Origin of the sequence: Hwanghaeella sp. 1Z406 (genome assembly GCF_048892425.1) — a bacterium.
Taxonomy (GTDB): Bacteria; Pseudomonadota; Alphaproteobacteria; order UBA8366; family Aestuariispiraceae; genus Pacificispira.
Genome location: NZ_JBLZHU010000065.1, coordinates 1 through 255, shown reverse-complemented (window position 1 = coordinate 255; position 255 = coordinate 1). Strand labels below are relative to the sequence as shown.

Here is a 255-nt window from a genome sequence, read left to right as displayed (position 1 = left end):
GTAAGTTCTGTAGGACGTCCCCCGCGCCATGATGCGTCAATACGAGTTGGTCGAACGTGTAAAAGCCTATGAGCCCGGTGCGGATGAAGACGCACTGAACCGCGCCTATGTCTTCACCGTGAAGGCCTATGGCAATCAAAAGCGCGCCAGCGGCGATCCCTATTTTTCACATCCGGTCGAAGTCGCAGGCCTGTTAAGCGACAAGCGGCTGGATTGCGCCTCCATCATCACAGGATTGTTGCACGATACCGTTGA

General features: G+C 55.3%; 1 protein-coding gene. It reads left to right on the top strand.

The features are described 5' to 3' along the window. Window positions 1–28: 28 nt before the first annotated feature. Window positions 29–255 (top strand): HD domain-containing protein (locus tag ACOSDR_RS20360; protein WP_420732368.1); only part of this gene is annotated, 227 nt, incomplete at its 3' end.